At 70.8% G+C, this 26,475-nt stretch carries 23 protein-coding genes; 13 read left to right on the forward strand and 10 right to left on the reverse strand.

Annotated elements, in window-relative coordinates; translation table 11 throughout:
- Nucleotides 1–88: 88 nt before the first annotated feature.
- The 4 genes from VZQ01_RS30255 to VZQ01_RS30270 all read right to left on the reverse strand — a co-directional run bounded on the left by VZQ01_RS30255 (nucleotide 89) and on the right by VZQ01_RS30270 (nucleotide 6,857).
- Nucleotides 89–1,426: a TfuA-like protein gene (locus tag VZQ01_RS30255; RefSeq protein ID WP_426745351.1), complete on the reverse strand. Its 1,338-nt coding sequence runs from the start codon at nucleotides 1,424–1,426 to the stop codon at nucleotides 89–91.
- A complete protein-coding gene (locus VZQ01_RS30260; RefSeq protein ID WP_426745352.1) occupies nucleotides 1,423–2,682 on the reverse strand; it encodes a YcaO-like family protein in 1,260 nt (419 codons plus the stop codon). The genes VZQ01_RS30255 and VZQ01_RS30260 overlap by 4 nt, the downstream gene beginning before the upstream one ends.
- Complete coding sequence (locus VZQ01_RS30265; RefSeq protein WP_426745353.1) at nucleotides 2,682–3,326, reverse strand: hypothetical protein; 645 nt, start codon at nucleotides 3,324–3,326, stop codon at nucleotides 2,682–2,684. The genes VZQ01_RS30260 and VZQ01_RS30265 overlap by 1 nt, the downstream gene beginning before the upstream one ends.
- Nucleotides 3,327–3,398: 72 nt before the next feature.
- The gene (locus VZQ01_RS30270; RefSeq protein WP_426745354.1) at nucleotides 3,399–6,857 is read right to left on the reverse strand and encodes a serine/threonine-protein kinase; all 3,459 of its coding nucleotides are present in this window, start codon (nucleotides 6,855–6,857) and stop codon (nucleotides 3,399–3,401) included.
- Between the two features lie 306 nt (nucleotides 6,858–7,163).
- Here VZQ01_RS30270 and VZQ01_RS30275 point away from each other — a divergent pair, with 306 nt between their 5' ends.
- Nucleotides 7,164–8,912: a sigma-54-dependent transcriptional regulator gene (locus VZQ01_RS30275; protein WP_305070665.1), complete on the forward strand. Its 1,749-nt coding sequence runs from the start codon at nucleotides 7,164–7,166 to the stop codon at nucleotides 8,910–8,912.
- 87 nt (nucleotides 8,913–8,999) lie between these two features.
- Nucleotides 9,000–9,803: an SDR family NAD(P)-dependent oxidoreductase gene (locus VZQ01_RS30280; RefSeq protein WP_141329268.1), complete on the forward strand. Its 804-nt coding sequence runs from the start codon at nucleotides 9,000–9,002 to the stop codon at nucleotides 9,801–9,803.
- Here VZQ01_RS30280 and VZQ01_RS30285 read toward each other — a convergent pair.
- The 5 genes from VZQ01_RS30285 to VZQ01_RS30305 all read right to left on the reverse strand — a co-directional run bounded on the left by VZQ01_RS30285 (nucleotide 9,773) and on the right by VZQ01_RS30305 (nucleotide 14,242).
- A complete protein-coding gene (locus VZQ01_RS30285) occupies nucleotides 9,773–10,585 on the reverse strand; it encodes a biliverdin-producing heme oxygenase (RefSeq protein WP_426745355.1) in 813 nt (270 codons plus the stop codon). The two genes, VZQ01_RS30280 and VZQ01_RS30285, sit on opposite strands and share 31 nt — an antisense overlap.
- Nucleotides 10,582–10,836 carry a hypothetical protein gene (locus VZQ01_RS30290; protein WP_223781800.1) on the reverse strand — a complete coding sequence of 85 codons (255 nt, stop codon included), beginning with the start codon at nucleotides 10,834–10,836 and terminating at the stop codon, nucleotides 10,582–10,584. Before VZQ01_RS30290 ends, VZQ01_RS30285 begins: the two co-directional genes overlap by 4 nt.
- Before the next feature lie 583 nt (nucleotides 10,837–11,419).
- Nucleotides 11,420–12,136, reverse strand: coding sequence for a GDYXXLXY domain-containing protein (locus VZQ01_RS30295; protein WP_426745356.1), 717 nt, complete (start codon nucleotides 12,134–12,136; stop codon nucleotides 11,420–11,422).
- On the reverse strand, nucleotides 12,136–13,233 hold the full coding sequence (locus VZQ01_RS30300) for a DUF4401 domain-containing protein (RefSeq protein ID WP_426745357.1): 1,098 nt from the start codon (nucleotides 13,231–13,233) through the stop codon (nucleotides 12,136–12,138). Before VZQ01_RS30300 ends, VZQ01_RS30295 begins: the two co-directional genes overlap by 1 nt.
- Nucleotide 13,234: 1 nt before the next feature.
- Nucleotides 13,235–14,242 carry a DUF2157 domain-containing protein gene (locus VZQ01_RS30305; protein WP_426745358.1) on the reverse strand — a complete coding sequence of 336 codons (1,008 nt, stop codon included), beginning with the start codon at nucleotides 14,240–14,242 and terminating at the stop codon, nucleotides 13,235–13,237.
- Between the two features lie 169 nt (nucleotides 14,243–14,411).
- Between VZQ01_RS30305 and VZQ01_RS30310 the strand changes: the two genes are divergently transcribed.
- Nucleotides 14,412–14,849: a tetratricopeptide repeat protein gene (locus VZQ01_RS30310; protein ID WP_223748220.1), complete on the forward strand. Its 438-nt coding sequence runs from the start codon at nucleotides 14,412–14,414 to the stop codon at nucleotides 14,847–14,849.
- Between the two features lie 129 nt (nucleotides 14,850–14,978).
- Nucleotides 14,979–16,277 (forward strand): M14 family metallopeptidase, encoded by a 1,299-nt coding sequence (locus VZQ01_RS30315; RefSeq protein ID WP_426745359.1) that lies wholly within the window; start codon nucleotides 14,979–14,981, stop codon nucleotides 16,275–16,277.
- Between the two features lie 140 nt (nucleotides 16,278–16,417).
- Here the strand turns inward: VZQ01_RS30315 and VZQ01_RS30320 are convergent, their stop codons facing one another.
- Nucleotides 16,418–17,326, reverse strand: a complete 909-nt coding sequence (locus VZQ01_RS30320) for an alpha/beta fold hydrolase (RefSeq protein ID WP_223781805.1) — start codon at nucleotides 17,324–17,326, stop codon at nucleotides 16,418–16,420.
- Nucleotides 17,327–17,509: 183 nt separating this feature from the next.
- Between VZQ01_RS30320 and VZQ01_RS30325 the strand changes: the two genes are divergently transcribed.
- The 9 genes from VZQ01_RS30325 (at nucleotide 17,510) to VZQ01_RS30365 (ending at nucleotide 26,471) form a co-directional block, all read left to right on the forward strand.
- Nucleotides 17,510–18,499, forward strand: coding sequence for an AAA family ATPase (locus VZQ01_RS30325; RefSeq protein ID WP_248541956.1), 990 nt, complete (start codon nucleotides 17,510–17,512; stop codon nucleotides 18,497–18,499).
- Nucleotides 18,500–18,517: 18 nt separating this feature from the next.
- Nucleotides 18,518–19,399 (forward strand): DUF58 domain-containing protein, encoded by an 882-nt coding sequence (locus tag VZQ01_RS30330; RefSeq protein WP_141330729.1) that lies wholly within the window; start codon nucleotides 18,518–18,520, stop codon nucleotides 19,397–19,399.
- Complete coding sequence (locus tag VZQ01_RS30335; protein WP_426745360.1) at nucleotides 19,396–20,427, forward strand: BatD family protein; 1,032 nt, start codon at nucleotides 19,396–19,398, stop codon at nucleotides 20,425–20,427. The genes VZQ01_RS30330 and VZQ01_RS30335 overlap by 4 nt, the downstream gene beginning before the upstream one ends.
- A complete protein-coding gene (locus VZQ01_RS30340; RefSeq protein ID WP_223748225.1) occupies nucleotides 20,402–21,412 on the forward strand; it encodes a vWA domain-containing protein in 1,011 nt (336 codons plus the stop codon). Before VZQ01_RS30335 ends, VZQ01_RS30340 begins: the two co-directional genes overlap by 26 nt.
- Nucleotides 21,409–22,470 (forward strand): VWA domain-containing protein, encoded by a 1,062-nt coding sequence (locus tag VZQ01_RS30345; protein ID WP_223748226.1) that lies wholly within the window; start codon nucleotides 21,409–21,411, stop codon nucleotides 22,468–22,470. The genes VZQ01_RS30340 and VZQ01_RS30345 overlap by 4 nt, the downstream gene beginning before the upstream one ends.
- Nucleotides 22,467–23,447: a tetratricopeptide repeat protein gene (locus VZQ01_RS30350; protein WP_223748227.1), complete on the forward strand. Its 981-nt coding sequence runs from the start codon at nucleotides 22,467–22,469 to the stop codon at nucleotides 23,445–23,447. The genes VZQ01_RS30345 and VZQ01_RS30350 overlap by 4 nt, the downstream gene beginning before the upstream one ends.
- The gene (locus VZQ01_RS30355) at nucleotides 23,431–25,299 is read left to right on the forward strand and encodes a BatD family protein (protein ID WP_426745361.1); all 1,869 of its coding nucleotides are present in this window, start codon (nucleotides 23,431–23,433) and stop codon (nucleotides 25,297–25,299) included. The genes VZQ01_RS30350 and VZQ01_RS30355 overlap by 17 nt, the downstream gene beginning before the upstream one ends.
- On the forward strand, nucleotides 25,296–26,006 hold the full coding sequence (locus tag VZQ01_RS30360; protein WP_223781809.1) for an SH3 domain-containing protein: 711 nt from the start codon (nucleotides 25,296–25,298) through the stop codon (nucleotides 26,004–26,006). The genes VZQ01_RS30355 and VZQ01_RS30360 overlap by 4 nt, the downstream gene beginning before the upstream one ends.
- 96 nt (nucleotides 26,007–26,102) lie before the next feature.
- Nucleotides 26,103–26,471, forward strand: coding sequence for an STAS domain-containing protein (locus tag VZQ01_RS30365; RefSeq protein WP_046715551.1), 369 nt, complete (start codon nucleotides 26,103–26,105; stop codon nucleotides 26,469–26,471).
- The last annotated feature ends 4 nt before the right edge of the window (nucleotides 26,472–26,475 follow it).

Below are 26,475 nucleotides of genomic sequence, written 5' to 3' on the forward strand. Positions count from 1 at the left end.
CCTCGCGCCGCCGAGCGCGCGCGGGGTTTAGCACGGGCTTTGGGTGAACCCGGTCATGCAAGATTTGCGGGGGGAGGTCCAATCCCTCTCAGGCCGCGGCGCCCGCCTTCGTGAGGACGTAGCAAAGCTCACGCAGCGCGGCCCTGCGCATGGAGGCCACGTCGGCGAAGCCCTCGTCGCGCGCGGCCTGCTCCAACTGCGAGGGCACCATGCGCCCCTGGTTCTCCTCGAAGTACCAGGCCCACAGCGCGCCCTCGGTGATGCCCGCGTCCTCCAGCTTGGGCAGTGAAAGCCCCGCCGCGTCGAGCACCTGCTCCTTGTCGCGCGCGCGTTCCAGCAGGGTGGCGTACTCGCCCGTCAGTCGCAGGTGGTCGGCCAGGTGCCGCAAGACATCCGGCTCCATGAGCGCCTCCACCCAGCGCACATGGGACTCGTCCCGCAGCAGCCGGGCGACGTCGTCCACGTGCTGCTCCGTCTTCCACCGCTCGAAGGACTCCGGCGTGAGGTGCCGCTCGTGGCTCAGCGCCTCCTTCGTCGCGTGCAGCTCCCCTGCATCCGGGACGCGCCCCAGCCGTCTTGCCTCCTCCACCGCGAGCGCTCGCGCCATGCTCGCCCGTCGCGCGTCCTTCAGCTCTCCGCGCAGGCGAAGCTCATCGAGGAGCGCCTCGCTTCCCACGCCATCCGAGGCGCGTGCCGTCTGTCGAAGCGGCTGCCGCGCAGCGCGCCGTCGCGCCTCCTCCCACGCATCCGTGTGCTGGAAGGGGAAGCGGGTCTCCTTGGGCGAAAGGCCCGCCTCCACGCGCGCGCGAATCATGCGCAGCATCGCCACCGCGTCCGCGCGCTTCACATCCACGCGCCCCTTCGGCAGCCAGGCCTCCAGCGCCTCCACTTCCGCGCGGGGAAATCCGGACAGCAGCTTCGGCCACGCGCGCTCCACGTAGAAGAGCGCCTTGGCGCGCTGCTCGAGTGAGGCGCGAACAGGCTCGCTCACCACACCCGCTGCCTGCGCCGCCGCGAGCGTGGCGCGGATGTTGACCATCGCCTCGGACAGGGGGCGCCAATCATGCTCGGCGCTCGCGTGCGCCACCGCGACCTCGTCATCATCCTCCAGCACGCCTTGACGGAAGTCCTCGAAGACGGAGCCCACGCCCTCCATTCCGAAGGTGGCCAGCTCCGCGGCCCGCAGCGCCCCCATGCTCGAGGCCCCGAAGACGTGGATGCCCTCTGACATCGCCCAGAGGAGCTCCTTGTGCCAGACCGCCGGCACGTGCTCGAAGAACCCGTCGATGATGCCCAGAGCCACCGGCTTCTCGCACGCCGCGCGGTAGACATCGCCCTGCTGAGCGGGAGGCAGGTACACCGCGTCGAGCTCCAGCTTCGCCTCCTCGGCGCGCAGCGTGGGGCCGGTGAAGATGAAGACCTTCATCGCGCGTCTCCGCGCATCACCTGCCGTGCCCTTGGGCCTGGCTGATATCCGGGCGCCTCGTGCGTCGTCTCCAGCCCCGGCACCACCACCCTCACGACGGGCAGCCCCAGCTCCGGCTTCGTCAGGTCCACCGCCACCACCTGGCTTGCGCCCACCGAGCGCACCTTCGCGAGCACCCACGCGAGGTCCTCCTCGAACGTGTCCGCGTCGTGATGGGGCGCTTGTTGGAACTCGCGCACCGCGGGCTCCTCGGCCAGCCGCTTGCGCAGTCGCTCCGCCGTCACGCCCTCGCGCGCGGCCTCGTATGCCTTGCGGTGCAGGTCGTCGCGCGCCCCGCTGATGCGCGTGAGTCGACTCTGCGCGGCCTCCGTCAGGGCGCGCAGCAGGGCCACCGCTCGCGAGGGATGACAGCCCATGCCGCCCGCCACCGCCACGGGGCGCAGCGGCTCCGGCTCCCGGTCGACGATGTAGCAGCTGAACGCGGGCACGCCGATGTCGCTCGTCGTCTCCCAGACGCCCACGGCCATGCCCGCGCGCTCGTAGAGGTCCAGCACCTGGCGACACCCGGCGTCGTCCACCGAGTCCAGCTTCAGTCGCGTGGCGGCCTGCGCCTGCTCGCCACGCACCTGCCAGAGCGCCGTCGCGTCGCGCTCCACCACTTCACACAACCCATGCAACATCGCCTCGAGCACGTGGTTGCCGGAGGCCAGCCCATTGCTGCTCATGAGGAACGCGCCGCTCCCCGTGGGCAGCGGCAGCGTGAAGTCCGTGTGCACCAGGTCGAAGGGCAGCCACAGCGGGCCCGAACCCAGCAGGTCCACGCCCTCCACCCAGAGCGTGCGCCAGTTGGGATGGAACAGGCTCACCGACAGCCGAGGCAGCCTGTCCACGTCGACCACGGGCGCGCGGAAGCGCAGCTCGTTGTACGTGGCCAGCTTCAGGGGCAGGGTGACGTGCTCGGCGTGGTACGCCTCCACCGACTCCATCAGCCCGGACGCCTTCGCCGCGGCGAGGCTCGTGCCCTTTCCCTGCGACACCGCCAGCGAGCGCGCGTTGGGCCGCGTCACCATCACCACCGGGAGGCCAATCGTGTCCAACCCCGTGACGTTGGCGACGCGGGTGATGCCCATGACGGGCATGAGCCGTTGCACGCGCTCCAGCGTCTGCTCGGGTGTCATCACCCGGTGGGTCCCCTGGCGGAACTGCTTGGACGTCCCGGGGGACGCGCTGCTGGTGTCGAAGGTGAAAGGGCGCATCAAGGCTGGGGGTCGGGATTGCGGTAGACGGGGCCCTGCTCGCCGGCCTTCAGGTTCGCGCCCGGGCTGTAGCTCAAGAGGATGCTGTTGAGGTTGAGCAGGAAGCAGGTGATGGGCTCGGCGGCGTCGGACAGGTTCTCGGCCGCCGTGCTCGTGGGCGCCGCGACGTAGGCGGGCACCGGGAGGTTGGCGACCACCGTCTCGTTCTTCAGGAGCGTTTCCAAGTCTCCAGTCAGGCTCTTGTCCTTGGGGGACAGCTTCTGGGCCTTCTGCCACTCCTCGGGCTTGAGCCAGTAGATGTTCCCGTCCGGCGCGTAGATGAGCAAATCCGACTGGTCCACCGAGCACTCCAGGCGGGCCTCGATGCGGGGGAACTCGGTGTCGTTGTTCTTGGGCGCGGCGATGACGGTGGCGGGCTTGATGTTGTCATCCAGTCCGGAAATCTTGAGGACGTCCGGCGCCGGCTGGGAGAGGCCGATGGAGCCGTCGCTGCCCTCGATGCGGAAGTTCATCTTGCTGGTCACGTTCTCGGGCAGGTTGGGACTGCGCGACGGGACGCCCCACACGGTGACCTGGGTGGAGAAGCCCTCCAGCAGCGTGACGCGCTCGGGCTTGAAGAAGAAATACACATACGGGCCTGCCATGCGCACCTCGGAGACAAGGCCACGGGCCCCGAGGCCCTGGCGGGTGGAAGGAAGCACCTGCGGTCAATCCAGTTACAGATAGCAGAGCCGCCGGGCCGACTCACAGGCCTGGAGGAGCGCGCTCCGCGCTTCCTCCTCCCGGCCCGCGTCCGCCAGCGCCAACGCCTGCGTCAACCCCTGCGTGAGCACGTCCGGCTGCCGCTGCTGGTGGGCCTCGAGCATCGCCCGGGCCTGCTCCAACGCCTGGGGCAGCGCCCCTTCCGAGAGCTCCACGGCGAGCAGGGGCCAGCGCGCGAGCCATTGGAAGGGGTACACGAGCGAGAGCGCCTGCCACAGCCGCAGCGACTCCGTGGCGGCCTGTCTCGCCGAGACGAGGTCCTGAGCGCGCGAGGCCACCCAGGCCCGGGTGGCGTGCGCCGCGCCCAGGTAGTCCGACATGCCGGAGCGAGTCGCCAGCTCCAGCGTACGCTCCGTCGCCTCGCTCGCCTCCGCCACCCGCTCCCTCAAGCGGAGGATGACGGTGAGGTAGGTGAGGCAGCGCGTCTGCAACGTCACGTCCCCCTGCCGCTCGGCTCCGCGCAGGGACTCCTCCATCCAGCTCTGTGCCTCATCCAGCGCGCCATGGAAGAGCAACACCATGGCGACCACGCACCGGGCCCCCGCGTGCTCCGCTTCCCCCTCGGACTCCAGCGCCGCTTCCGCGTAGGCCCGGGCGTGGGCCACGGTCTCTGTCGATGCTCGATAGCGTTCGCTGCGCAGTTGCATCTGCACCAGCGAGTTGAAGAACCGCGCGCGCTGCAGCGGCGTGCCGTGGGCCCGCATCACCGGACGCACTCCCTCCACCAGGGCCCGCATCTCGTCGAGCTGGGCCAGCCAGTAGTGCACGGTGATGCGCTCACCCTGCAGCTGCACCCACTCGTGCCACCACGCGGCCTCCACCTGCCCGGGCAAGGAGGTGACGCTGTCGGGCATGGGACCCAGCTCGGCCTGGGCCTGGGCATACACCCGCAGCGCTTCCTCGTTCTGATGGTGCGTCTGCAAGGACTTGCCCACCTTCCGCAACACATTGGCGCGACGGACACGCTGGGTCTGCTCAATCCGTGCCAGGGCGTGGAGGAAGGCCTGACGCGCGGCCTGCTGTCGTCCGGTCAGCGCGAGCACCTCACCCAGCGATTCCCAGACGACATCCAGCGCCACCTGGGGCGCGTCCGGGCCGGACGCATGCGCGTTCCCCGAGGACGCCGCGGCCTCGCGCAGCGCGGACTCGTAGAAGGAGATGGCGTCACCATTGGCATACGCCGCGCGCGCCGCGTCCGCCGCCCGCGCGAACCAGCCGCTGGCCCGCTCGGGCACTCCCGCGCGGGACCAGTGGTGGGCGAGCCCCGCGGCCAGCGGCGTCAGGCCCGAGGGTGAAGTCGCGCCTTGCGTCTCCAGTCGCTCCGCGCAGCGATGGTGCAGCGCGCGTCGGCGCGGGTCCGGGATTCGCGCGTAGGCCACCTCGCGCAGCTTGTCGTGCACGAAGCGCAGCCGGCCTCCTTCGGACTCCTCCAGCACCTGCCGACGCCGCAGCTCCTCCACGGCCTCCGCGCTCGCGCCCTCCGGCAGCGCGGCGGCGGACAGCAGCAGCTCTTCATCCAGCTCGCGCCCCAGCACCGAGGCGACCTCCGCCAGCGCGCGCCCGTGCTCGCCCAGGTCCGACAGGCGCCGCTCGATGAGCTCGGCGATGCTGCCGGGCAGGGGCAGGGGCCGGCCGCCGGCGCTGCCTTGCGCCTCGAAGAGCCACTCGCCGGACGGCGCGCGGAAGAGCAGGCCCGCGTCGATGGCGGCGCGCAGGTACTCCGCGATGAAGAAGGGGTTGCCGCTCGTCTCGTGCACCAGCGCGTCGACGAAGGGCTCGGGCACCTCGCGCAGCGCGAGCATGCCGCGCACCATCTGCCCCGCGCTCCTCGCGTCCAGCCGGCCCACCTCGACTCGCACCGCGTCGGACGCGCCCACCACCTCGCGCAGGGCCTGCCCCATCTGGTCCATCCGGTAGGTGCCCACGAGCAACACCGGCCGCTTCGCCAGGTGCCGCGCGTCCAGCTCCAACAGGAAGCTCAGCGTCAGCTCGTCCGCCCACTGCAAGTCATCCAGCACCAGCAGCAGCGGCTGCGCCTCCGCCAGCGCGCACAGCGTGTCGCGCAGCGCCGACAACACGCGCAGGCGCGCCTCCTGCGCGGGCAGGGCAGGGGGCTCGGGCAGCTCGCGCTGACCGGGCAGCTGCGACAAGGACGGCTCGTACGCCTCGAGCACGCGGCCCCGTGGACCGAGCAGCCGCGCCGACTCGGCCGCGCCGCGCTCGTTGCAGCGGTCCGCCACCGCGAGCAGCAGCGGACGCAGGGGTTGGAGGGGCGCGGCGTGTAGATCCGTGCCGCCCTCGCCCATGGCCACGCACTCGCCCGTCACCACCGCCATGCGCCGCCAGCCCGCCTCCGCCGCCAGCTCCAGCGCCAGCCGCGTCTTGCCCGCGCCGCTCTCTCCGCCGAGGAAGACCCGGCCGCCCTGTCCGCGCGACGCCGCGTCGAGCGCCGCCAGCAGCCGGCCCAGCTCACCACCGCGTCCCGACAGGTCCGGCCGATACAGATAGGCCGGCGTCCGGGGCGCCGCGGCGGCGCCCTCCTCACCAGGCTCCGCGCCCAGGGCCTCGAGCGCGGACGACACGTCCTCCGCGTACCCGGGCCGCTCCTGGGGGCGCTTGGCGAGCAGCCGCAACACCAACGCGTCCAGCGCCGCGGGCACGCCCTCCACGCGCAGGCCCGGCGGCACGGGCGTCAGGTGCAGGTGCTGATGGGGCAGCGGCCCCTCTCGGCCGGGGACGAAGGGCGGCCGTCCCGTGAGCTGCTCGTAGAGGATGCAGCCCAGGGCGTAGAGGTCCGCCCGCGCGTCCACGTAGTCGCCCCGGAGCTGCTCCGGAGCCATGTACGTGTCGCTGCCCACCACCACGCCGCTCACGTCCAGCGTCTCGCGCCCCCGTGAGCCGCCGAAGCGCGCGGCGATGCCGAAGTCCACCAGCACCGGCGTCCCATCCGGACGCAGGAAGACGTTCTCCGGTTTGAGATCCCGGTGCACCAGCCCGTTGCCGTGCAGGAACGCCAGCGCCGAGCACAGCCGCCGGGTCAGGTTGAGCGTTGTCTTCAGCCGCTCGCCGTCCAGCGCTCCCGTCCCCGGTGCGGGCGTGGCCAGCCGCAGCGTCTGTCCCCGGAGCAGCTCCATGGCGTACCAGGGCAGCCCCCGCGTCACGCCCTCCGCGACGATTCGCACCACGCCCGGATGCCGGAGCCGGCGCAACGCATGGATTTCCCGACGGATGCTGGCCAGCGGAACCTCCGAGGCCGCGCGCACCGTCTTCACCGCCACCGCCTCGCCCGTCTCCGGATGCTGCCCCCGGTAGACGACGCCCATGCCCCCCTGCCCGAGCACCTCGAGCAGCTCGTACGGACCAATGGTCGCCCCCACCCCAGGCAGCGTGGGAAGCCGAGAAAAATCCGTCATAAGGGGCGTCAAGCATAGCGAGCCCCCCTCACACGTCCCATCTGCGTCGCGTTGGGACGCGGCTGCGTACCAGTTGGACGCGGATTCGGGCCTCTGGAGGCCCCTTTCGGAGCCAAACCCCTGAAAAGACGTGAAATGCGTGTCTGGCATGAATCACGCATGGAGTTTCGGCGCGGCGCCACGGGAAACCGGGTGCCCAGCCGTCAGCGAGGTTCGGGAACGCGGAAGGAGGGGCCGCTCCTTCCGCGTTCTTCATCTCCGCTACACTGCCTCCCCTCCGATGCGGCCCTTGGCGGGTACTCTCGGATGGCACCGGACGGAGGCGAGTGGATGCACGAGGAGATGCCGCAGCTCATGAGCGCGCTGCGGGGGGCGAAGGATTTCGAGACCGCTGCGACCACCACCCTCAAGCACATGTTGGCCGTGGCGCAGGACGCCGTTGCGTCCAGTCGGTACGCAGCCCGAGCCCGCGTGCTTCGCGGAATCGTCCACCTGCGCCCGGGGGAAGCCTACCGGCGCCTGGCCGCGCTGGATGTGGGCGCTACTGAGATTACGGATGCGAGTGTGGGGACGCCCTTCTTCACGTCGGCGACGGCGTGGCGGGCGGTGGTGGAGCATCGCTGCGCGGTGTCCATCGACGTCAACGTGGGCACGGTGCAGCCGCACGCGCCGGACGCCCCGGTGACGGGCGACCCGGGGCTCGCGGGGTTCCACAGCAACGAGAGCCGTCAGCGCTTCCTGGGCCGCCACGCCACGCACGTGTGCGTGCTGCCCCTGCGCACGCCGGGCGGCAGCATCGAGGGGATGATCTCCCTGGAGGCGGACTGCCTGGCCGCCATGGGGCAGGAGTTCGTCTGGCGCGAGTCGGGCGAGCGGCTCCAGCTGCTGGCGGACGTGGCGGCGCCGTACCTGGCCGGCCTGCCGCAGCGTCCGGTGGCGACCCCGGAGGTGGACGAGTACCTGCCGGTGGTGGGGCGCTCCATGGCGGAGCTGTTGCCCATCCTGCGGGTGTTCGCGCTGCAGGACGAGACCATCCTCATCAGCGGCGCGACGGGCGCGGGCAAGTCCCGTCTGGCGCGCTGGTGCCACGAGCGCTCCAACCGTCGGGGCAAGCCCTTCGAGACGTTGGACCTGGTGACGGTGCCCGAGGACCTCCAGATGGCGGAGCTCTTCGGTTGGAAGAAGGGCGCCTTCACGGGCGCGGTGCGCGACGCGCCCGGCAGCGTGGCGCGCGCGGACGGCGGCACGCTGTTCATCGACGAAATCGACAAGCTGTCGCTCAAGGCGCAGGCGGGCCTGCTGCACCTCTTGGAGTCGCGCAGCTACCGCCCGCTGGGCGAGGGCACCGGTGAGCGTCAGGCGGACGTGCGCTTCATCATCGGCACCAACGCGGACCTGCACGCCGAGGTGCGCGCGGGCCGCTTCCGCGAGGACCTCTACTACCGCGTCAACGTGCTGCCCGTGCGCATGCCCGCGCTGCAGGAGCGCCAGGACGAAATCCCGCTCTGGGCGCAGTACATGGTGAAGCGTCGCCACCGCGAGCGCTCCCCCGAGGGCAGCGCGCGCGTGACGCCGGACGCGGAGCGGCTGCTGGTCGGCAGCGCGTGGCCGGGCAACCTGCGGCAGCTCGACAACATCGTGCGCCGTGCGTACACGCTGGCCATGGTGGAGCACGCCGTGTCCGGTGGCGAGCTGGTGCTCCACGAGAAGCACGTGGCGCGCGCGCTCGACTACGAGCAGGCGCCGGGCGGCAAGCCGCTGCCGGACGCGCTGAAGGCGGCGGCGCAGGCCTTCGTCGCGGAGGCGCGCCGTCGCAACGCGCCCCTGGACCTGGACCTGGCGGACGCGTTCCGGGGACTGGTGCTGGGCATGGCCATCCGGCAGGTGGGGCGCGATGACGGCTTCAAGCTGTTGGGCCGCGAGAGCCTGGTGAAGAACCGCAACCACCACAAGGCGCTCAAGCGCGAGCTGGAGAAGGTGGAGGCGCTCTACAAGGCGCTGGGTGAGGACGCCTCGCCGTTCGCGGACCTGCTCTCCGAGGACGAGGCGGCCTGAGTCGACGCCAAGTGGCCCGCGGTACAATGCTCGCGCAGAGGAGCCATTGCTAGCTTCCGAGAGACACGACACTCGGGGGTGAGAACGGTGAAGCTCCTCTCTCAATGCGCCATCGTCACGGGTGGTGCGCAGGGAATCGGTCTGGCCGTCGCCTCGCGGCTCATGCGCGAGGGCACCCACGTGCTCGTTTTCGGACGCACGGAGACGAAGGTGGTGGAGGCGGCCGAGCGTCTCAACCGCGAGGCGGAGGGTCGCGCGCGCGCCGTCCCTTTCGCCGGAGACGTGTGTCGCGTGGATGACGTCGAGCGCGCCCACGAGCGCGCCACGCGCGAGCTGGGGCTGCCCGGCATCCTGGTGAACAACGCGGGCACGGTGTCGCTGTCGCTGCTGATGGACCTGCCCGAGGACGAGCTGGACCGGCTGTTCGCGGTGAACCTGAAGGGCCCCTTCCTCTGCTTGAAGACCTTCGCCCGCGCGCTCATCGCCCGGAATCAACCGGGCGCGGTCGTGAATGTCTCGTCGCTGTGTCAGACGGTGGTGTCGGAGGGGCTGGGGCACTACAGCGCGTCCAAGGCGGCGCTCGCCCAGCTCTCACGCGCGGCGGCGCTGGAGCTGGGGCGTCACAACATCCGCGTGAATGTCGTCGCGCCGGGCGCCACCCACACGCCCCAGGCCGCGGCCTTCATCGAGGGGCCGACGATGCACCGCGAGCTGTTGGCGCGAACGCCCCTGGGCCGCGCGCACGCGCTGGCGGACGAGGTGGCGCGGGTGGTGCAGTTCCTGTGCTCCGAGGACTCCGGCTGGGTGACGGGCGAGAGCCTGGACGTGGACGGCGGCAACCACCTGCGCGGGCTGCCCAACTACTGGGAGGCGCTGAACCCGCCCCGGTAGCCGCCCGACGGCGGGGAGATTCCCGTCGCTCCCCGGGCCAGCTCGTCGCACACGAGCGCCTGGAGTCGGAAGGCCATGCGCGCCTCCTGGATGATTTCGCGCGCCTCGTCCTCCTCCAGCTCCAGGCCGTCGATGCGCGAGTGCAGCCGCACGCGCAGCGCCGTCAGCTCGTCGGGCGTGGCGGAGCCGTGGAACAGCGTGCCGCGGGAGTCCTCGAGCTCGAAGGCGCTCGCGACGAGGCGCGAGCGCTCCGGCGCGGTGAACAGGTCCAGCACGCACCGCGCAAAGACGTGCGCCACGAGCAGGTGCGGCGCGTCCTCGGCGACCTCGCGCAGGCGCTCGGCGTGCAGCCGCGTCTCCACGCACGCGAAGGTCTCCGTGCGCGTCTCGCCGCAGAAGTACGCCAGGTCCGCCTCCAGCGCGTCCGCGCGCCGCAGCTCCGGCATCAGCAGCACGGGCGTCAGTGACGTGCGCGCGGCGCGGGGCAGCACGCTCTCGTACGTGGCGTAGAGCAGGTGGAGCTGGCGCAGGTAGCTGACGTAGTGCTGGGCGCGGACGTACTGGCCGTAGATGCCTTCCCACGAGCCGCAGAAGAGCGACTGGAGGAACACGGAGCGCTCGGCCTGCTCGTGCGCTCGGGCAGTGCCTTCCGTGAGCAGCACGGACAGTGGCGCGGAGGTGGGAGCCACGGGCTGGAGGGCCTCTGCCTCGCTCTCGCTCAGTCGACGCACGCGCGCGGACTGCTCGGTGCGCGGCAGACGCAAGGTCCCGGTGGCGCTCACTGCTTCCACCCGCCGAACGTCGGGGCCTGCATCGACGGCGCGCTCTCCGCCTCGTCGGCGTGCGAGCGCTCGGGCTCGTCCAGGTTGTGCACCGCCTCCGCCAGCGTCATGCCGATGGCGCGCAGCACTTCCTCTTCGACACGAATCGTCACCGGCCCCATCGCCAGGTGGATGTGACCGCAGGTGCAACGCGTCACCTCGGCGCATGGCCCCCGCGCGAGCACCCTCTTGCCGCATCCCTGACCGAGCATCGCGTGTCTCCTTCTTGATGATTTTGATTTTGATTATCGAAATCAACAAAATGATGCGCGAAACCCGCCCGGGAGTCAATCCCGAGGGGAGAGGGGGCTGGATGATGGGCAGCGGGCGCCAACCCCGGGAGGGTCGCTGGAGGAGGGAGTCGCGTCGGCGGATTCAAGCGCCTCGATGCGAGAGGAGCCTGAGGCCGGTGGGCTGCGTCGTCCGTGTCACCCCGGGCGAGGGGGGCTGGAGGAGGAGGGAGCCCCGTCGGCGGATTCAATCTCCTCGATGCGAGAGGAGCCTGAGGCCGGTAGGGCTGCGTCGTCCGTGTTACTCCCGGAGGGAGGTGCTGGAGGAAGGAGCCGCGTCGGCGGATTCAAGCGCCTCGATGCGAGAGGAGCCTGAGGCCGGTGGGCTGCGTCGTCCGTGTCACCCCGGGCGAGGGGGGCTGGATGTCAGTGGGATACGCGCTATCGCGAGTCACCGCTGAGAGGGTGCTGGATGACGCGCAGGAACCTCGTCGTCAGGAGCCGCCCTGCGAGGGCTGCTCGATGACAGTAGGCGCCGCGTCGTCGGAAGGCATCCTCGCAAGGGCTACTCGATGACGGTGGGCTCCTTTTCGTTGGGAGTGTCGACGTCGGTAGAAGCGTCGGCCGCGCTGGGGCTGTCGATGGTGGGCGCTTCGACGGGAGCAGGCGCATCGACCGTGGTGGGGGCATCGATGGTGGTGGGCGCATCGACGTCCGTGGGCGCATTGATGACGGAGTTCGCCTCGCCCTCGTCGGGAGTGTCGGTGAGGGTCGTCGCGTCGACGTCGTCAGCGGAGTTGGCGTCCAGGGGCTGGCGCTCCTTGTCACGCAGGCCCGCGAGGACGCTGTCGCCATTGTCGGCGGTCTTCAGCTCCGCGTAGCGCGCACGCTCGTAGCGCCTGGCGTGGCCCTCCTGGAAGAAGAAGGACTCCGCACCCAGTCGGAAGCGGCCGTCCCTGATGCGGTATCTCAGCCTGTGCTCATCGGGAGCCAGGGGGACGACGGCCGAGTCCATGCGCGCGAACGTCCCCACGCCGTCGCCGTCGAGCTTCAGCACGAGCACGCCGTCCTGGGGAAACTTCTCGTACGTGTTGTTGAGCTCCCGGGTGAGCGCGTAGTCGAGCACCATGTAATCGCCCTGCATCAGCGAGCGCGGGTCTCGGGGCGCGAGCTCCAGCAGGATGCCCTTGCCCGTGGAGAGCACGCGCTCCTTCTGGACGACGAGGCCCAGTGGCACGGCGAGCGCGAGCAGCAGTCCGACGAAGAACAGGGGCGAGCGCATCAGCGTGCCTCCACGGGGGACGGCGCCTGGGGGAAGCGGCGTGAGAGGAAGAGCCGGAGGCCGAGCAGGATGAGCCCGCTGCCCATGAGCGCGAGCGCCTTGGCGAGCAAGGTGACGCTCAGGTCGTAGTAGTACCAGGCGCCCGAGGCGAGCAGGAACGCGGTGGCGATTCCCACCATCAGGTTGCTGCGCCGATGGAAGCCGAGCGCCATGAGCCCCACCGCGCAGATGACCGTGGGCGTGTGGACCGTGAGGACGGCGACGAGCGTGAGCGCGGCGAAGACGGCCGCGCCAGGGGCTCCGGAGGGGGGCAGGTCGTGCTCCCGCATGATGTGCCACGCGGTGTAGAGGGTGATGGCGGTGAGGCCCAGCGTGAGCAGGGGCATCGGCAGCGTCAGGGACCACTCGTGTGTCTCGACGAGGAACGACGCGAGGCGCGTGAGCATCGCGGCGGGCAGGCCGCAGGCGAGCGCGAAGCTGACGGGGCCGACGAGGTCTCCGTACTTGCCGGTCCGCAACCTCGCCTGTTGCAGGAAGAGCCAGTGGAGCAGTCCCGTGCACGCGAGCAGTCCCAGGTCCATGACCTGCCCGGACACCAGCTCCAGCAGGAGATAGAGGCTCGCCGCGCCCGCGCCGAGCGTGGCGAGGAAGCGCAGGGTGGAGTCCGGGTAGACGAAGAGCAGGACCAGGCAGAGGACGAGGCCGGCTCCGACACCGGCATTGTCCGAGCCGAATTGAGCGACCCCGACCCCGGCCATGCCCACGCCGGCGAGCGTCAGCGCGAGCGTGAGCTGCTCCAGGAAGACGCCATGGATGGTGCGCCGGAGCGCGACGGCGGCGATGACGAGGACGATGCCGATGACCGCGAACACCTCCTCTTCATCCCAGAGTCCCACGCAGGCGAAGAAGCTCAGCAGGAAGATCGCGGCCAACCAGGCGCCGAAGGCGGCGAAGGCCTTCACGAACCAGGGCGAGGCGGTGCTGGTGCGCTGATGCACCTCGAGCGTGGAGCGGGCGCGGGACTCGGCGAACTCGTCGACCTGGCCTTCGTGACGCAGACCCGCGAGGACCTGTTGGATGGATGGGCGCAGGGACATGTCAGGACTCCTCGGAGGCGCCCGTGGCGCGGGCCTCGGCGCGCAGCCAGCGGACGGCGACGGCGACCTGGATGATGATGAAGATGGGGAGGATGAAGAGCCCCAGCTCGTCCTTCGTGCCCTCGAACACCACGCGGCCCAGGCCCGTCGTCACGAGCGTCATCGCCGAGAGCGCGCCCAGGGTGAGCAGGAACAGCTCGCCGCGCAGGTGCCGGTGGAGCGCGTACTCCGCGGCGAAGGTCCCCAGGAGCAGCACCAGGGCGGCGAGCCCGCTGGAGCGGACCTCCCTGGGAATGAGGATGAACGCCGTGCCGACGGCGAGCAGGGGCAGGACGCTCATCGTCGCGAGCACGCGGGGCAGCCAGCGGCCCTGCAGCCAGGAGACACCCTGGTTCGCGAAGTGTTCGTGGGTGGCCCACGCCAGGCCGTTGAGCAGCCCGAGCACCACGGCGAGCCAGCCCTTCGAGGCGTCACCGCCGCCGAGGACCTGGTCCTGGAACAACACGATGCCGGTGTTCACGAGCACGAGCAGGAGCAGCCACAGCGGCGCGAAGCGCGCAGCGAGCACCCAGGGCAGGATGAGCGCGGCCCAGCCGACGAACAGCTCGAACGCGTCCGCGCCCGTCTGATACGCCTGCCCGTAGACGGCCAGCATCGCGCCGACGAGGACCGACGAGGCGAAGAGGCTGCACTGTCCCGCGAGCGTGTCACCGAGCCTGCGCGCGAGCAGCGCGGTGCCGAGGATGCCGACGCCGATGAGCCCCAGCTTGGCGAAGCGGTGCATCTGCGCCCAGTTGTAGGCGAAGAAGTAGATGACGCCGGAGAGCACCAGCAGCGCGCCCAGGCCGAGCAGCACGGTGGAGACGAAGCGCCGCCACGCGTCGGACGTCGGTGTAGCCGTGGAGAGCGCGAGCGCGCGCTCCAGGGCGCCGGGAGGAATGACGCGGGCCTCGGCGAGCGCGCGCAGTCGCTCGGGTGTCGCATCGAGTTCGAGCAGGTCTTTCGGCACGCTCGGAGTCTATCCAAGAGTCGTACCCGACCGGGGCTCTCCTCGGCACGAGGCGCGGGGACACGCGGTGGGATGGCCGCCTGCCCACGGGTTGTGCAGCGCGCTGCACACCGGGAAGGGTGGTATACGCAGCCGTGCACGGCGGTCTTCCGCCCGTGGTGAGGTGCACATGCCCGAGATTCCGGACGAGGTCCACGAGCGCATCCAGGCGCTCTGCGCCGAGGGGGATGAACTCGCCGAGAAGGGCGACCCCGCTGCGGCGCTGCGGTCCTTCAAGGCCGCGTTCCAGCTCATCCCCGAGCCGTGGATGGAGTACGAGGCGACCACGTGGGTCTGCACGGCCATCGGTGACATGCTCTTCCAGATGGGGGAGTTCTCGCGAGCCCGCGCCGCGCTCAAGGACGCCGTGCACGCGCCCGATGGCCTGGGCAACCCGTTCATCCACCTGCGGCTGGGGCAGTGCGAGTTCGAGCTGGGCGACCTGCGGCGCGCCGGTGACGAGCTGGCACGGGCCTTCATGGGCGCGGACAAGGAGATCTTCGAGCAAGAGGACCCGAAGTACCTGCGCTTCCTCGAGACGTTGCTGCGTCCCGCCCAGAAGTCCTGATGGCCCCGCGGCCAGGAGCGCGCCATGTTCCAGGTTGGACGCAGTCGTCTCCTTCGTGTCGTCGCCTGTTGTTGGGGGATGGTGCCCGCACCGGCCCTCGCTCGAACCGCGCAGCCCGTGGCCTCGCCCATGTCCACCTCTCCGGTCGTCACCGTCCCCGAACCCCACGCGCTCGCGGAGCGGTGGGACCAGGTCCATCTCGCGTCGCTCCCGGTGGCGCCGCTCGTCCGTCACGCCGATGTGGAGCGACACCTGAAGGACTTGAAGGCGCGCTCACCCGACTTCTTCCGGCTCGAGGTCGTGGGGCACTCGGTGGAGGGGCGCGCGCTCCACCATGTCGCGCTGGGCACGGGCTCGCGTCACGTCCTGCTCTGGTCCCAGATGCACGGGGACGAGCCCACGGCGACCACCGCGCTGTTGGACCTGCTCGAGTACCTGAGGACCCACCGTGACGAGCCCTGGGTGGCGAGGTTGCTCTCCACGCTCACGCTCCACGCGGTGCCCATGCTCAACCCGGATGGCGCCGAGCGCTTCCAGCGCCGCAACGCGCAGGGCATCGACATCAACCGCGATGCGCTCGCGCTCCAGACGCCCGAGGCGCGGACGCTCAAGAAGCTGCGCGACGAGCTCCAACCGTTCATCGGCTTCAACCTGCACAACCAGGGCTGGCGACATGGGGTGGGGGACACGGGCCGGCCCGCGTCCATCTCCGTGCTCGCGGCCGCGTTCGACAAGGCGCGGAGCGACAACTCCGGGCGGCTGCTCGCGAAGAAGGTCTGCGCGGTGATTCGCGACGCGGTGGAGACGCTCGCGCCCGGACAGGTGGGGCGCTACGACGACAGCTTCGAGTCGCGGGCCTTCGGCGACAACATGACGCGATGGGGGACCCCCTCGGTGCTCATCGAGACGGGGGCGTGGACCTCACTGCCTCCGGACGAGCCCCTGGTGCGACTCAACTTCGTCGCGCTGGCCACGGCGCTCGATGCGCTCGCGAGCGGTCGGGCCGAGTCGGCGGATGTCTCGCGCTACGAGTCCATCCCCCAGAACGAGAGCTCTGGCGTGGTGCATCTGCTGCTCCGGGGCATCGGCCTGTTCGGCGCGGATGGAAGGCCCTTCACCGGCGACGTGGGCATCGCCGTCAACCGGGCCGTGCGCGCCAAGGGCAAGAAGCGGGTGCTCGCGCACGTGGGGAAGATTGAAGAGCTGGGAGATTTGCGAGTCCTCGGCGCCGTCGAGACCGTGGATGGCGCGGGTCTGTTCGCGGTGCCGCTGTCCGGCAAGGGCGCGAAGCCGGGCGATACGGTCCGGCTCGCGCGGCCCGCGCGTCAGTCGCTGTCCCTGGGACAGCGTGGCGACCTGATGCTCTTGAAGGCCCTGGATGTCGCCGGCACGTACCGCATCGAGCGCATCATCCGCTTCGACCCGTGAGCCGCACACGTCGCTCCGAGGATACTCGCGCGCGTCCGCATCTCCGAAGGACGCCCGCTTCGTTGGCGTCCTCCGCGTCTCGTCCCCACCACGTCGTGGAGGTCCACGGGCATCCGCGGCATCGACGCGGGCGCGGTTCGCTACGGCGCTCCGCTCGCGGCGAGGAACGACTTCAGCTCGGGGAGCACGCGCTCTGGGCGCTCCTGATGGGGACTGTGGCCCGCGTCCACGCGCACCAGCCTCGCGTTCGGAAAGCGCCGGGAAGCCTCCTCGGCGAGCGACAGGGGCAGCACGTCCTCGCGCTCACCCCAGACCAGGAGCACCGGCGCCGTGACTTCACCGAGCCGCTCCCGACGGTGGAACACCGGCCCCATCAGCGGCACCAGGCTGTCGAAGGCCCGCGCCGCCTCGTCGTGCCCACCCGGCGCCGACATCAGCTCGTAGTCGAGCGCGCCCAGCCGCTCCCCCAGCGGCGTCGGCGCGGGCGGCATCATCCGCGCCCAGGCCCAAGGCCCCAGCGAGCGCGCCAGCCGCTCCGGTCCCGCGCGGAAGAAGGCCCGCGCCTTGCGCGCCATGTCCGGCCCCAGCCCCATCGCGTCCACCAGCACCAGCCGCTCCACCGGCACGCGCGAGCGCAGCGCCAGCTCCACCCCCACCAGTCCCCCCAGCGAGTGACCCACCACGGACACGGGCCCGGGCGCGAGCTGTTCGAGCAGCGCCTCCACGGGCGCGGTGAAGAACCCCACTCCCTCCTCCGCCGAGCGGACGGGCCCCTCGGTCGGCGAGGACATCCCGAAGCCGGGCAGGTCCACCGCGAGCACCCGGTGCCCCCTCGAGAGCGCCGTCAGGTACGCGAACCACAGGGAGGCCGCCCCGCCGCGCCCGTGCAGGAGCACCACCGTGGGGCCCTGGCCCCCCTCCAGCACCCTCAGCGCCCCCCCTCCGGGCAGCCAGTGCACCGTGGACGTCACCGCCGGGGCCAACTGGGCCAGCAGCCCCGCCTCCACGGGCCCCGCCGAGGGCGCCTGGGCCCAGGCCGAGCGCTTCATGGTCGCCCCCCACGGCCCCTGGAAATTCGCGAGGCGGGACGAGAAGTGGGGGACAATGGGGCCATGGACACGGTCCTCGGGGACAAGGGGACCCAACTTACCGGAATGCCCGGGCTTCTGCGGTGTTGAGCCCGATACCCGGTCAACCCTAGGCTGCCCGCCGCCAGTCTCATCCGAGGCGTCATGAACACGGACATCCGCGCGCTCACCGAACGCGTGCAGCAGGAAAGCAGCTTCGTCGAGGTCCTCAACCAGGAAACCGGCAAGGTCATCGTCGGCCAGCGCTACATGCTGGAGCGCATCCTCATCGGCCTGTTGTGCAACGGCCACGTGCTCCTGGAGGGCGTGCCCGGCCTCGCCAAGACGCTCACCGTGCGCACGGTGGCGGACGCGCTCAGCGCCACGTTCATGCGCATCCAGTTCACCCCGGACCTGCTGCCCGCCGACGTCGTGGGCACGATGATCTACAACCAGCAGGCCGCGAACTTCACCGTCCGCAAGGGCCCCATCTTCGCGAACATCGTCCTCGCGGACGAAATCAACCGCGCCCCCGCCAAGGTGCAGTCCGCGCTGCTGGAGGCCATGGCCGAGCGCCAGGTCACCATCGGCGACCAGACCTTCGGGCTGCCCCAGCCGTTCCTCGTGCTGGCCACGCAGAACCCCATCGAGCAGGAGGGCACCTACCCGCTGCCCGAGGCGCAGGTGGACCGCTTCATGCTCAAGGTGAAGGTGGGCTACCCGACGCGGGATGAGGAGAAGATCATCATGGACCGCATGTCCGGAGGCTCCACGCCCCGGGCCCAGCGGGTCATCGCGGTGGAGCACCTGGTGCGCGCCCGCGAGCTCGTCCACCACATCTACATGGACGAGAAGGTGAAGGAGTACATCCTCAACGTCGTCTTCGCCACGCGCGAGCCGGGCAAGTACGGCCTCAAGGACCTGGCCGACTACATCCAGTTCGGCGCCTCGCCGCGCGCCACCATCTCCCTGGCCCAGGCCGCGCGCGCGCATGCGTTCCTGCGCCACCGCGCCTTCGTCACGCCCGAGGACGTGAAGGCCATCGCCTTCGACGTGCTCCGCCACCGCGTGGCGATGACGTACGAGGCCGAGGCCGAGGACCTCACGCCGGAGAAGATCATCCAGCGGGTGTTCGACCGCGTCGAAGTGCCCTGACCTCCCGCCGAGCGCCCCGTGCTGCCCAAGGACCTCATCCGCCGCATCCGCAAGCTGGAGATCCGCACCCGCAAGGTGGTCTCCGACATGCTCGCGGGCCAGTACCACTCGGTCTTCAAGGGCCGGGGCATGGCCTTCTCCGAGGTGCGGCAGTACCAGCCCGGCGACGAGATTCGCATCATCGATTGGAACGTCACCGCGCGCATGAACGAGGCCTACGTCAAGGTCTTCACCGAGGAGCGCGAGCTCACGGTGATGCTCCTGGTCGACGTGTCGGCCTCCAAGGAGTTCGGCTCGAAGGAGCGCACCAAGGCCGAAATCGCGGCCGAGGTCGCCGCGCAGATCGCCTTCAGCGCCATCGCCAACAACGACCGGGTGGGGCTCATCCTCTTCTCGGACCGGGTGGAGAAGGTGGTGCCGCCGCGCAAGGGCCGCACGCACGTGCTGCGGCTGGTGAGCGACATCCTCACGTTCCAGCCCGCGGGCAAGGGCACGAACCTGTCCGCGGGGCTGACGTACCTGACGCAGGTGGCGAAGCGGAAGGCCGTCACCTTCCTCGTCTCCGACTTCCAGGCGCGCGACTACGAGAAGCCGCTGCGGCTGGTGGGGCGCAAGCACGACCTGGTCCCCGTGGTGGTGGAGGACCCGCTGGAGGAGGCCTTCCCGCGCCTGGGGTTGGTGGAGATGGAGGACCCGGAGACGGGGGACCGCTTCGTCGTGGACACGAGCGACCCGCGCGTGCGGGGCCGTTACGCGCGCGCCATGCAGGCCGCTCGCGACGAGCGCCGCAAGCTCTTCAAGAAGCTGGAGCTGGACCACGTGGAGCTGCGCGCCGGAGACGACCACGGCAAGGCGCTCGCGCAGTTCTTCCGCGCGCGGGCCCGGAGGATGGCGGCATGAGCCGGTGGATGGCGCGCTTCGCGATGGGGCTGTGCGTGGGCGCGCTGACGCTCGCGTCGCCGGCCGGGGCCCAGGCGCCGCAGGGGACCGCGCCCGCCGCGGCGAGCCCGCCCGGGGCTCCCACGCACGAACAGACGCAGCCCTTGGACGTGTCGGTGCGCGTGGACCCGCAGCAGGTGCGCATCGGCGACCCGTTCACGTACCACGTGGTGCTCACCCATCCGAAGGACCACCGCTACGAGCTGGCGGTGCCCAAGGAGACGGGGGACTTCGAGTTCCTCGACCAGACGCGCCAGCGGCAGGACGGCGCGGAATCGGCCACCACGACGTTCGCGGTGCGCATGTCGGCCTTCGCGCTGGGCACGGTGCAGGTGCCCGCGCTCGCGTTCGACGTGGCCACGCCGGAGGGCCCGCGCCAGTACTCGCTGCCGGGTCGGCAGATTGAAGTGACGTCCACGCTGCCTCCGGAGGCGGAGGGGCAGGGCGCGGACCTGTTCGACATCCAGCCACCGCAGGAGGTGCCCATCCGCTCGTGGCGCCTGGTGCTGGCGCTGCTCGGCGCGCTCGCCGCGGGCCTGTTGGCGTGGGCGCTCTTGCGCTGGTGGAAGAACCGCCCCAAGCACGTGTACGTGCCGCCCCCGCAGCCCTTGGACGTGCGCACGCGCAAGGCGCTGGACACGCTCAAGGCGGAGAACCTGCCCGCGCGCGGCCGCGTGAAGGACCACTACTTCCGCCTGTCCGAAATCGTCCGTGGCTACCTGGGCGAGCGCTACGGCTTCGAGGCCCTGGAGTGCACCAGCTCCGAGCTGATGTCCTCGCTGCGCCGCCTGGCCCCGCCGAACCTCCCCGAGGACAAGCTCATGCGCTTCGTGTCCGAGTCGGACATGGTGAAATACGCGCGGGCGGACGCCTCGCCCGAGAGCTGCCGTGACGCGCTCCTGTTCGGCTACGAGCTCGTCGACAAGACCTACGTTCCGCCCCAGCCGATTCAAGCTCCCGACAATGCCGCCGCTCCCCGCGTTCAATAACCCCGAGGCGCTCTGGGGGCTGCTGCTCGTCCCGCTCCTCCTGGTGCAGGCCTGGCGGGAGCGTCGCGCTCGCGCGCCCCTGCGCTTCTCCGCGGCGAACGTGTTCGCCAGGAGCGGCAAGGGCCTGCGCACGTACATGCTGCCGTTGTTGCCGCTCTTGCGCGTGGTGGCGGTGACGGCAGCGGTGCTCGCCATCGCCCGGCCCCAGGTGCGCGACTCGCGCGTGCGCGACTTGTCGGTGGAGGGCATCGACATCGTGGTGGCGTTGGACCTGTCCACGTCGATGGAGGCCGGCGACTTCCGTCCGCAGAACCGCCTGCACGTGGCCAAGGAGGTGCTCACCGAGTTCCTCGCCAACCGCGTGAACGACCGCATCGGCCTGGTGGTCTTCGCGGGCGCGGCGTACACGCAGGCGCCGCTCACGCTGGACTACGGCGTGCTGAAGGAGGTCATCAAGCAACTGCGCACCCGCGTTCTGGAGGACGGCACGGCGATTGGTGACGCGCTGGCCACGTCGCTCAACCGCCTGCGCGACTCGGAGGCGAAGAGCCGCGTGGTGGTGCTGATTACCGACGGCGACAACAACGCGGGGAAGCTGTCGCCCATGGACTCGGCGAACATGGCGCAGGCGCTCCACGTGCCCATCTACACCATCCTCGTGGGCAAGGGCGGCAAGGTGCCCTTCCCGCAGGGCACGGACCTGTTCGGCAACACCGTGTGGCGCGAGACGGAGATTCCCATCAACCCCGAGCTGATGCAGGACATCGCGGACCGCACGGGCGGCGAGTACTACCGCGCGACGGACCCGGAGGGCCTCCGGCGCGGCCTGCAGAAGGTGCTCGATTCGCTGGAGCGCTCCAAGCTGATGGAGGGCGGCGCGTCCGCCACCTACCGCGAGGAGTTCCACCCGTTCCTGCTGGCCGCCTTCGGCCTGCTCGCGCTGGAGCTGCTGCTGCGCTCCACCTTCCTGAGGGTCTTCCCGTGACGCCCGTGGAACCCTGGCGCTTCACCGTGCTCGGCTATCAGGCGGGACTGGCCCAGCCGGTGTTCCTCGGCCTGGTGCTGCTGGGGGCCCTGTTGGGCTTGCTCGCGCTCATGCTGTCCCTGCGGCGCCGCTCGCGTGTGCGCGCGGTGCTGCATGAGCGGCACGCCGAGCGCTTCACGCCGGGCATCTCCGTGTGGCGTCCGGCCACGCAGGGCGGACTGTACGGCCTGGGGCTCATGCTGTTCGGCTTCGCGCTGGCGCAGCCGCAGTGTGGAACGAAGAGCGAGTTGACCAAGCGGCGCGGCATCGACGTGGTGGTGGCGCTGGATGCGTCCAAGTCCATGCTCGCGCGCGACGTGCAGCCCAGCCGCCTGGAGCGCGCCAAGCTGGAGCTGACGACGCTGCTGGATGAACTCAAGGGCGACCGCGTGGGCCTGGTGGTCTTCGCGGGCGATGCGTTCATCCAGTCGCCGCTCACGTCGGACTACTCGGCGGTGAAGCTGTTCCTGCGCGCGGTGGACCCGGAGGTGATGCCCCAGGGCGGCACCAACGTGGGCTCGGCGCTCCGGCTGGCGAAGCAGGTGTTGGACAACGCGGACCGCGGCTCGAAGGAGCGCGTGGTGGTGCTGTTGTCGGACGGCGAGGACCTGGTGGGCGAGGTGGGCGAGGCCAGCGACGCGCTGAAGGAAGCGGGCGTGCAGGTGCTGACGGTGGGCGTGGGCTCCGAGTCCGGCGAGCCCATCCCCGTGTATGACCGGCGCGGCGAGTTCGTGGACTACAAGAAGGACGGCGCGGGCGAGACGGTGATCACGCGCCTGGACCGCGCGGGGCTGACGGCCATCGCGGAGGCCACGGGCGGCGCGTTCTTCTTCCAGCCGCGCGGCGTGGCCATGGGGCAGGTGGTGGAGCGCATCGACCAGATGCAGAAGAGCGAGCTGGAGAGCCGCGTGACGGTCCGCTACGACGAGCGCTTCCAGACCTTCGCGGTGCCGGGCCTGGTGCTGCTCGTGTTGGGGATGATTCTCCTGCCATCCACGCGCCGGAGGTCGACGCCATGAGCGCGCGGTGGCTGGGGCTTGCGTGGCTGCTCATGCTGCCGTGGACGGCGCTCGGCGCCGGGCCGCTGGAGCGCGACCACCCGATGGTCCAGAAGGGGCGTGAGGCGTACCTCGCGGGGAACTACGAGGAGGCGCTGAAGGCCTTCGACGAGGCCAAGAAGGAGCGGCCGCACGACCCGACCGTGGACTTCAACCGGGGCGACGCGCTGGCGAAGCTGGGCCGGGTGAAGGACGCGCAGGAGGTGTTCCGCGGGGTGACGGAGTCCAACCGGCCCGACCTGCGACAGAAGGCCTGGTACAACCTGGGCAACCTCGCGGCCACGACCGGGGACAGGGTGGAGGCGCTGAAGTCCTACCGACGCGCGCTGACCTTGGACCCGCAGGACGTGCAGGCCCGGCACAACTACGAGGTGGTGCTGCGCAACCTTCCTCCGCCGCAGGACAACGCGGCGGATGGAGGAATGGACGGTGGGGGAGACTCCGGGACGGATGGCGGGCGCCCGGATGGTGGCGAGGATGGCGGCACCAAGGCGGACGGCGGCGCGCCTGTGGACGGCGGCACCGACGGCGGCGCGGATGGTGGCGCCGACGGTGGGACGGAGGATGGTGGCAGCGACGGCGGCGCGGATGGCGGCGGCGATGGGGGCGCGGACGGCGGGGGTGACGGCGGCGCGGATGGCGGCGACGGCGGCGACCAGGGGCCTCCGCAGAAGGGCGATGGCGGCAGCGACGGCGGCGCGGATGGCGGCGGCGATGACGGAGATGGCGACCCGCGGGATGGCGGCGCGGATGGCGGCAGCGAGTCGGAGAGCGACTCGGAGTCGTCGGGCGCGGATGCGGGCGTGAGCCCGTCGGACCTGGACCAGCAGGAAGCGGAGCGCTTGCTGGATGCGATGAAGCAGAACGAGAAGAATCTCCAGCTCTGGCGTTTCCAGCAGAAGAAGAAGCAGAGGAAGCCCAATGAGAAGGACTGGTAGCTTCGGCGCCGGGGTGGTGTTGGCCGTGCTGGCCCTGCTGGTCTCGGGGCCGGCGTGGTCGGCGGGCCTCGAGTTCTACCAGACGGTGGACCGGCAGGAGGTCGGCAGCGAGGACACCTTCCGCCTCACGGTGGTGACGGCGGATGCGCCCCCGGACGCGAAGGTGCGGCTGCCGCAGTCGGACGACTTCGAGGTCCTCAACAGCTCGCGCAGCACCCAGCGCTCGGTGTCCTGGTCCGGTGGTGGCCCCGCCAACATCCAGGAGGTCACCAAGTACGTGATGGTGCTCCGGGCGAACCGGACGGGGAAGCTGACGATTCCGCCCGCGGAGATGACGGCGGGGGGCAAGACGCACCGCACGGACTCCGTGCAGATCGTCGTGATGCCGGGGAAGCTGGGGCCCGCGCCCGCGCAGTCGGGCCGCAATCCACAGCGGCTGCCGGACCCGTTCGCGAACTTCCCCTCGCGCCTGCCGGACCCGTTCGCCAACGACGAGGAGGAGGACACGCCGAGCATCCCGCGGGGCGACTCCGACTTGTTCCTGCGCGCGAGCCTGGACCGGGACCAGGTCTACGTGGGCGAGCAGGTGACGCTGTCGCTCTACATCTACTCGCGCGTGGACCTCACCAGCGTGGACGCCGTCACCATGCCCAAGCTGGAGGGCTTCTGGACGGAGGAGGTGGAGAGCCCCACGCAGCTGTCGGGCGAGCAGAAGGTGGTGGATGGCGTGCCGTACCGCGCCTATCTGCTGCGCCGCCGCGCGCTCTTCCCGGTGAAGGCCGGCTCGCTGGCCATCTCGCCGGCGGAGGCGGACATCACCACGGGCTTCCTGTTCGCGGGCCACCGCGTGCACCGCGTGTCCAACGGCCTCAAGGTGAAGGTGGCGCCGCTGCCGCCCGGTGCGCCGCCGGGCATGTCCAACGCGAACGTGGGCGCGTGGCGGCTGTCCACGGACGTGTCGACGACGCGCGTGGAGCTGGGCCAGCCCGTCACGGTGAAGGTCATCCTGGAGGGCACGGGCAACGTGAAGAACGTCACCCCGCCGAAGCTCACCGGCCCCTCCGCGCTGAAAATCTATGACCCCACGACGACGGACAAGGTGGCGCCGCAGCGCAACAAGGTGCAGGGCCGCCGCGTGGTGGAGTACCTGGTGATGCCGCAGCGCACGGGCACCTTCACGCTGCCCGCGTTGGAGTTCCCCTTCTTCGACGTGCGCGCCCGCTCCTACGAGGTCGCGCGCACCGAGCCCATCACCCTCACGGTGGAGTCCGCGGCGGGCAGCCCCACGCCGCCGCCCACGTCCTCCGCGCACGTGGCGGACGCGGCCAACGAGCAGAAGAACGTGCTGACGGCGGGAGGCCTCAGGCCGGTGCGCTACCAGGCGCGCTTCGTGGCGCCGTCCGAGCCGCCGTGGAAGCGTGGCTTCTTCGTCCCGATGGTGCTGGCGCCGCTGGGGTTGCTCGCGGGCGTGGCGCTCATCGGCGGCCTGCGGGGCCGGCTGGCGACGCGGACCGAGTCGGACAAGAGCCGTCAGCAGGCGAAGGCCGCGCGCAAGCGACTGGTGGAGGCGGAGAAGCTCCAGTCGGGCGCGGACGCCGGGGCCTTCTACGCCGAGGTGGAGAAGGCGCTGCAGGGCTTCCTGGGCGCGCGGCTGGGGGGGCCCGTCATCGGCCTCACCCGGGAGGTCATCGGCGAGCGCATGAAGGCGGCGGGCGTGGCGGACGAGCGACGCGGGCAGGTGCTGTACGTGCTGGAGGCGTGCGACCTGGGCCGCTACGGCGGCGGGGGTGACGCGGCGGCGCGGCAGAAGGTGATGGACGCGGCGCTCGCCGCCATGGAGGGCTGGGCGTGAGCGGCTACTACTCGCCGGAAGAGGCGCAGGACGTCTTCCTCAAGGCCAACGAGGCCTACGCGCGCGAGGACTACGCCGCCGCGCAGGAGGGCTACGAGAAGCTCCTGTCCCGAGGCCACGGTGGGGCGGACGTCCTCTACAACCTGGGCACCACGCACCTGGCGCGCGGGGACCTGGGCCGGGCGGTGCTCGCGCTGGAGCAGGCTCGCAAGCAGGGCGGCCGCGCGCCGGACCTGGAGGCCAACCTGGCCGTGGCCCGCGCCCGACAGGTGGACAAGGTGGTGGGCGCCACGGCGGAGGAGGAGTTCCTGCCGCGCGTGACGGCGGCCACGGACGGCAACGTGGTGGCGTGGACCTTCCTGGGCACGTGGGTGGGCGCGCTGCTGCTCGTGCTGGTGTGGCGGTTTCTCGCGCCGGGGCGTCGCACGGTGGTGGGCATCCTGGCGGCGCTGCTGTTCGCCGTGGCGCTTCCCTCGGGCGTGCTGCTGGCCGCGCACGCGCACGTGGATGACACGGTGCATGAAGCGGTGGTGCTGGCTCCCACCCTGGTGGCCCGGGAGCTGCCGCAGCCCGGCGCGCGCTCCATCTTCGAGGTGCATGCGGGCCTGAAGGTGCGCCTGCTCGAGGAGACGGGGCGCTTCGTGCGCATCCGGCTGCCCAACGGCCTGGAGGGCTGGGCCGAGCGCGAGGGCGTCGCGGAAATCTGAACGACAGGGCTTCCTGGAAGGAGCCTGGATGCCGGTGCTCCTGCAGGAGTAGACTGACTCAGAGGATATCGGGTTTTCCTTGGAGGTCGGTGCCCAGTGTTCGAGGTCGAGGTCCACGTCGGCAAGAACCGGCTGGTGGTGCGCATCTGGGGAGACGTCGACAAGGAAGAGGCCCAGCGCGTCGGCGATGCCGCGGTGAGTGCCATCGACCGGATGCGTCCGCGGTTCGACCTGTTGTCGGACCTGAAGGGCGTGACGTCGTTGGACTACGAGGGGACGGTGCACCTGCGGCGCATCATGGAGGCCGCGAAGGCGCGAGGCTTCCGTCGGGTGGTGCGGGTGGTGGGGCGCTCGGTGGAAGCGGCGCTGCACTTCGAGCGGACCAGCCGGGAGATGGGCTACGACGCGTATCTGGCCTTCTCGTTGGAGGAGGCCGAGCGGTTGTTGGACGGCGGAGGACCCTGAGCGG

The sequence above is a fragment of the Myxococcus faecalis genome (assembly GCF_050039385.1).
GTDB lineage: Bacteria > Myxococcota > Myxococcia > Myxococcales > Myxococcaceae > Myxococcus > Myxococcus fulvus.